The following is a 6,095-nucleotide window of genomic DNA, read 5'->3' as shown; positions in this document are numbered from 1 at the left end:
TACCCGCTCCTACAACGGCCTGTGTTCAATCCCCGATGTATGCCTACCACCGATCAATAGGAGCGGGTTTACCCGCGAATACGGCAGCGGCGGCAACGGTGAGCGGCTGGTGAAATTGGCCAGCAGGCCCGGCCCTTTCGCGGGTGAACCCGCTCCTACACCCGACCGCGAAGGGCCGCAAAGCGGCCCCGGCAATCTCGATCAAAACCCAACACTGGCCTGCACGTAGAAGGTCCGCGGCTCACCCACGTAAAGGCCGGCATTGTTGTCACTGGAGCGGGTGAAGTACTGCTTGTCGAACAGGTTCTTCACCCCCGCCGCCAGCTTCAGGTTGGACATGTCCGGCCCGAACTCATAACCGCCACGGGCATGCCAGGTCACGTAGCCTGGAATATCGCCATACTGCCCGTCAGCACTCGGCTCGGTGATGTAGTCGCCATTGAAACTGCCATCGGCATTGATCCCGGTTCCCGGCGCACGCTGCTTCGATTGGGCATAGGCGTCCAGGTTCCAGGTCCAGCGGTTAACTGCGTAACGCACCCCGGCAGTGGCCACCTGGCGTGAATAGAACGGCAGGTCCCGGCCCTTGAACCCCGGGATATCCCCTTCATAGGTCGCGCGGGTATAGGTGTAGCCACCGCTCACCGACAGCCCGTCCAGGCGCGGGTCCAGCCCGGCCAGGTCATAACGCACCGAAGCCTCGATGCCCTGGTGCTTGGTCGCACCGAGGTTGGTCCAGCCCACGTCGTTGCTGATGTACTGCAGCTCATCATCGAAGTCGATGTAGAACGCCGTCAGCTCACCGGCAAAGCCGCCATTGTCATAACGGGTACCGATTTCGTAGGTCTTGGCTTTTTCCGGCTCCAGGCCATTGGCCGTACTGTTGCCAGAACCGCCCTGGCCCAGCTGGAAGTACTGCAGGCTACCGAACGAAGTCTCGTAGTTGGCGAACACCTTCCAGGCATCGGAAACGTGGTACATCACGCTCAGTGCCGGCAAAGGCTCGTTGCTGGTGATGCTGCGCTTCTTCTCGGCTACCGGGCGGTTGTTGGCGTCCAGTACCGGGCGGTCGCGCCAGTCGGTATTGATGTGCTCGAAGCGCACGCCAGGGGTGATGGTCCAGTTGCCCACGTCGATCTTGTCGTCGATGTAGTAGGCGCTGGCCTCGGTGCCGCCGCTGCGGTCCTGGAACACGTGGCCGTCGGAAGTCGGGGTCACCGTCGGTACGTTGTCGATCAGCGCCAGGCGAGTCGATTGTTCGCGCATCGCTTCCTTCAGGTAACGGTAACCGACACTGACTTCCTGGGTGGTTGGGCCGGCAAAGAAGATGCGCGACACACGGGGTTCGATGGCGAAGGTGTGGTAGTTGCGCGGGTACGACGACAACGTCTTCATGTCCCGCGAGGCGATGGTGCTGCCGCGGAAGCTGTCGGTGTAGTAGGTCAGCACTTCGAACTGGGTGGCATCATCGAGCTGCCGCTGCCATTTGAACGACACATCCTTGCGCCGGCCCGCGAAGTAATCGTAATCGCGCAGCGACTGGTACGGGTTGCTGTCGTATTGGGCCTGGGTCAAGCCACCCGGCATGTCGGCACGGCCATCGTAATAATGGAAGTTGAGCCAGAACTCATCGACATCGGTTGGCGCCCAATGCGTCTTGAGGATAACGTCGTCGATGTCGTTGCCGTTGTTGCTTTCACGGTAACCGTTGCCATTCACCCCGGTGTACAACAGCGCCACGCCCATGCCATTGTCGGCCGTGCCACCGACGAAGGCTGACTCGGTGTGTTTCCAGCCGCCGTGCTGGGAGGTCTCCAGGGTGGTGGACAGCTCTGCCGAGGCCTTTTCCGGAATCGCCCGGGTTACAAAGTTGATCACGCCGCCCACGTTCTGCGGGCCGTAGCGCACCGAGCCGGCACCGCGCACGACGTCGATGCTGTCGAGGTTGCCAGAAGAAATCGGTGCCATCGACAGCTGTGGCTGGCCATACGGCGCGAAGGCGGCCGGGATGCCATCGATCAGTACCGTGGAGCGCGGCGACAGGCGCGAAGTAAGGCCGCGCACGCCCACGTTCAGCGACAGGTCGCTGCCACCGGTTCCGTTGGAGTCCTGCACTTGCACGCCAGGGATGCCGCGCAGCACGTCGCGCACGTTCATTGCGCCCTTCTCCACCATTGCCTCGCGGCGTACCACGGTGCGTGCCCCGGGGTGGTTCTGTACCACGCTCTGCTGGGCATCACCCAGCCAGTCACCGACCACTTTGATGTCGGTGGGTGCCAGCTCCAGGCTGCCGCTGCCCAGGTCAAGGGTAGTCGGCAGTGGCTTCACCACAACGGTGTCCCCGGTCACCTCGAAGGTGAGCCCGCTGCCTTGCAACAGCTGTTGCAGCGCCTGCACCGGCGCCAGCTTGCCCGATACCGCCGGGGCCTGTTTGCCGGCGACCAGCTCGGGGCTGAAAAACAGCTGCAGGCTGGTCTGCTGGCCGAGCTGGTTCAGCGCCGAACCCAACGGCTGGGCCTGGATCTGGAGGGTATTGCCGGCCTCTGCGGCCTGGCTGTCAACGGCCACGGTGCTGACCGCCAGGGCCAGCGCCAGGGCGCGAAAGCGTGGGAAGGGTTTGTTGTTGTTCACGTCGTCGAAACATCCTGGAATGCGGAATAAACGCCAACCGCGTGCAAATGGAAATGCTTGGCAGTTGCAGCTGGCGAAGAAGACGAACGAGTGAAAAAAAACCTGAATCTATTTGGCGATTATTTCGCTGGAGCCGTCTTCATGGGCCTTGATGGCCACCGGCAGGATGCTCGGCAAAGCCCGCAGCAAAGCGTCTGTATCGTTGGTACTGAAGGTGCCGGACAGGCGCAGCCGCGCGACTTTCCCAGGGGCGACCCGCAATGGCTGGCTACGGTAGCGCGAGGTTTCGGCCACTACTTCGGCGAGGGTTGCGTTGTCGAACAGCAGCTTGCCCTGTCGCCATGCGGTCATGGCGCCGGTGTTGACCGCATAGGGTGCGGCGACCAGGCCCTGTGCATCGATATGCGACCCCTGCCCGGCCGTCAGTTGCGCCAGCGAGGCACCCTTGCCCTGCACCCGCACCGACCCCTGTTCCACCGCCACACGGGTGCTGGCTGGGTCCAGGCGGACGTCAAAGCGGGTACCTGTGACGATCACACTGCCCTGGGCCGTGTCGACCACAAACGGCCGGTTACTGTCATGGGCGACGCTGAACATCACTTCCCCGGCGTTCAGGCGCACGTGCCGCTGGCCGGCGCTGAACTCGACCTGCAACTGCGTGTTGCCATTGAGCTCCAGATGCGAGCCATCCGGCAGTTCGATCTGACGGCGCTCATTGAAGGCCGTCTGCAGGCTGCCTTGATGGTTCAGTTGCAGGTGGTGCCAACCGCCCCAGCCCAGGCCCAGCGCCACTACCGCGACACTGGCGGCCAACGCCTGGCGCATGAAACGCCGTCGTGGCAGCTTCTGCACCGGGTCTGGCTGGCACAGCGCCTCCAGGTGCTGACGTGGAATGAAGTCGGCGGCCTGCCACACGCGGCAGAGATGCTCATATTCTTCCCGGTGGTGCTCGTCGCTCGCCAACCAGGCATGCAACTGCTTGTGCAGCCCGGCATCCCGAGGTGCATCCTGCACGCGGGCGAACCATGCGGCCGCCTGCTCGCGGACGGCATCGGTACCGTGCTGTTTCATCGAAAAGGCCTCCTGACTCTTCATGCCGACACATCCAGGTGCTCACGCAGGTGCCGAAGCGTGCGGATCATATACTTTTCGACCATGTTCTTGCTCAACCCCATGCGCTCGGCAATCTCGGCCTGGGTCAGGCCTTCGAGCTTCTGCCAGATGAACACCTGCCGGCAGTTGAGTGGCAGCTCGGCCAGCGCCCGCTCGACGCTGTCGGCCAGCTCCAGGGCGTGCACGTAGGCTTCCGGGTCGCCACTGCCGGTTGCGCCTTCTTCGAAGGCTTCCCGCTCCAGGGCCTGGCGGCGGTCTTCGCGACGGAAGCCATCCACAGCGATGTTGCGCGCAGCCTGATGCAAGTAGGCGCGTGGCTGCTCAACCTGCTCGCGCGGGGTTTCCAGTACCCGGACAAAGGCATCGTGGGTGAGGTCCTCGGCCTGCTGACGACTGCGCAGCTTGCGCGTCCAGGTGCCGATCAGCTCATGGTAGTGGTCGAGGAAGCCTTTGTGTCCGGACACGGTCGGGGTCATCAGGGAGGCAGACAAGGGTGCGAATAGTAATGTTTCGCATCAAAAGCAGCAAATCCGCCAGTCGGTAACAAAAAATTTATGGGCGATTTCCTGTACGGGGGTACCAGGAAAATGTGGCCATAAATATGAACACCTCCGCCCTTTTCGCGGGCAAGCCAGCTCCCACATGGAACGCGTATCCCCTGTAGGAGCGGGCTTGCCCGCGAAGGGCCCAACACGCTCCATTCCACAATTTTTTACGCTTGAAAGACCGCAGGGAACATCAGCCGGTCACACGAGTCGGTTATTCAAATGGCTGGTCGTCGATCCACGTCGATCACGCCCGGATTGCCTGTTGATTCTGCATTCTTCACGCCCTAAAGTGCGCGCCGAACGTCCATGCTGGAAACGATCCATCCGGCTCAAGTACTGAGTAGGCGAACCAAAGTGGGGATACGGAGGACGTTCAGTTTGCAGCCACTTAATCTTTCAGTTTGCCCATGGAGTCCCTGAGCATGTCGATCCAGGTCGAAGACTATTTCGCGCGTGAAACCTTCCAGAAAATGAAGGCGTTCGCTGACAAGCAGGAAACCCCGTTCGTACTCATCGACACCCAGATGATCAGCCAGGCGTACGACGACCTGCGCGCCGGTTTCGAATTCGCCAAGGTCTACTACGCGGTCAAGGCCAACCCGGCCGTTGAAATCATCGACCTGCTCAAAGAGAAAGGTTCGAGCTTCGACATCGCCTCGATCTACGAGCTGGACAAAGTGATGGGCCGCGGTGTCAGCGCCGACCGTATCAGCTACGGCAACACCATCAAGAAGTCCAAGGACATCCGCTACTTCTACGAGAAGGGCGTGCGCCTGTACGCCACCGACTCGGAAGCCGACCTGCGCAACATCGCCAAGGCCGCACCGGGCTCGAAAGTGTATGTGCGTATTCTGACTGAAGGCTCCACCACTGCCGACTGGCCACTGTCCCGCAAGTTCGGCTGCCAGACCGACATGGCCATGGACCTGCTGATCCTCGCCCGCGACCTGGGCCTGGTGCCATACGGCATCTCCTTCCACGTGGGCTCGCAGCAACGCGACATCAGCGTGTGGGACGCCGCCATCGCCAAGGTCAAGGTAATCTTCGAACGCCTGAAAGAAGAAGACGGCATCGAACTGAAGCTGATCAACATGGGTGGTGGCTTCCCGGCCAACTACATCACCCGTACCAACAGCCTGGAAACCTACGCCGAGGAAATCATCCGCTTCCTCAAGGAAGACTTCGGTGACGAACTGCCGGAAATCATCCTCGAGCCTGGCCGTTCGCTGATCGCCAACGCCGGCATCCTGGTCAGCGAAGTGGTGCTGGTCGCACGCAAGTCGCGTACCGCCGTCGAGCGCTGGATCTACACCGACGTGGGCAAGTTCTCCGGCCTGATCGAAACCATGGACGAAGCCATCAAGTTCCCGATCTGGACCGAGAAGAAAGGCGAAGCCGAGGAAGTGGTCATCGCCGGCCCGACCTGCGACAGCGCCGACATCATGTACGAGAACTACAAGTACGGGCTGCCGCTGAACCTGGCCATCGGTGACCGCCTGTACTGGCTGTCGACCGGCGCCTACACCACCAGCTACAGCGCAGTGGAATTCAACGGCTTCCCGCCGCTGAAGGCTTACTACCTGTAATGCACAACGGGGCCGCAAGGCCCCGTTTTCATGTGCGTGCTGTCGGTGCTGGCCTCTTTGCGGGTAAACCGTACAACGGCCTGCGCCCAACCACCGATGCGTGTGTAGGAGCGGGGTTACCCGCGAATACGGTAGCGGCAGCAACGGTGAACGGCGGGTGGAGATTGGCCAGCAGGCCCGGCCCTTTCGCGGGTAAACCCGCTCCTACGACGGCCTG

The 6,095-nt window shown here is 61.8% G+C and carries 5 protein-coding genes; 2 read left to right on the top strand and 3 right to left on the bottom strand.

What is annotated here, in order from left to right:
• Positions 1-229 (top strand): hypothetical protein (locus QYE47_RS27115; protein WP_301159770.1); only part of this gene is annotated, 229 nt, incomplete at its 5' end.
• Here the strand turns inward: QYE47_RS27115 and QYE47_RS27110 are convergent.
• The 3 genes from QYE47_RS27110 to QYE47_RS27100 all read right to left on the bottom strand — a co-directional run bounded on the left by QYE47_RS27110 (position 202) and on the right by QYE47_RS27100 (position 4,220).
• Complete coding sequence (locus tag QYE47_RS27110) at positions 202-2,631, bottom strand: TonB-dependent siderophore receptor (protein WP_014589767.1); 2,430 nt, start codon at positions 2,629-2,631, stop codon at positions 202-204. The two genes, QYE47_RS27115 and QYE47_RS27110, sit on opposite strands and share 28 nt — an antisense overlap.
• 108 nt (positions 2,632-2,739) lie before the next feature.
• Complete coding sequence (locus tag QYE47_RS27105; RefSeq protein WP_026031847.1) at positions 2,740-3,702, bottom strand: FecR family protein; 963 nt, start codon at positions 3,700-3,702, stop codon at positions 2,740-2,742.
• Positions 3,703-3,722: 20 nt separating this feature from the next.
• Entirely contained in the window at positions 3,723-4,220 is a 498-nt protein-coding gene (locus tag QYE47_RS27100; protein WP_012051258.1) for an RNA polymerase sigma factor, read from the bottom strand.
• 494 nt (positions 4,221-4,714) lie between these two features.
• On the opposite strand from QYE47_RS27100, the gene QYE47_RS27095 reads away from it, so the two are divergent.
• A complete protein-coding gene (locus QYE47_RS27095) occupies positions 4,715-5,878 on the top strand; it encodes a type III PLP-dependent enzyme (protein WP_003248498.1) in 1,164 nt (387 codons plus the stop codon).
• Positions 5,879-6,095 lie beyond the last annotated feature (217 nt).

Source organism: Pseudomonas sp. 2,4-D (assembly GCF_030418155.1).
In the GTDB taxonomy this organism is placed as follows: Bacteria; Pseudomonadota; Gammaproteobacteria; order Pseudomonadales; family Pseudomonadaceae; genus Aquipseudomonas; species Aquipseudomonas alloputida.
This window is presented reverse-complemented; position numbering and strand designations above follow the sequence as displayed.

Bases quoted from the DNA above. Each gene is read 5' to 3' on its own strand.
- QYE47_RS27100 (WP_012051258.1), bottom strand. From the start codon at position 4,220: ATGACCCCGACCGTGTCCGGACACAAAGGCTTCCTCGACCACTACCAT.
- QYE47_RS27105 (WP_026031847.1), bottom strand. From the start codon at position 3,702: ATGAAACAGCACGGTACCGATGCCGTCCGCGAGCAGGCGGCCGCATGG.
- QYE47_RS27095 (WP_003248498.1), top strand. From the start codon at position 4,715: ATGTCGATCCAGGTCGAAGACTATTTCGCGCGTGAAACCTTCCAGAAA.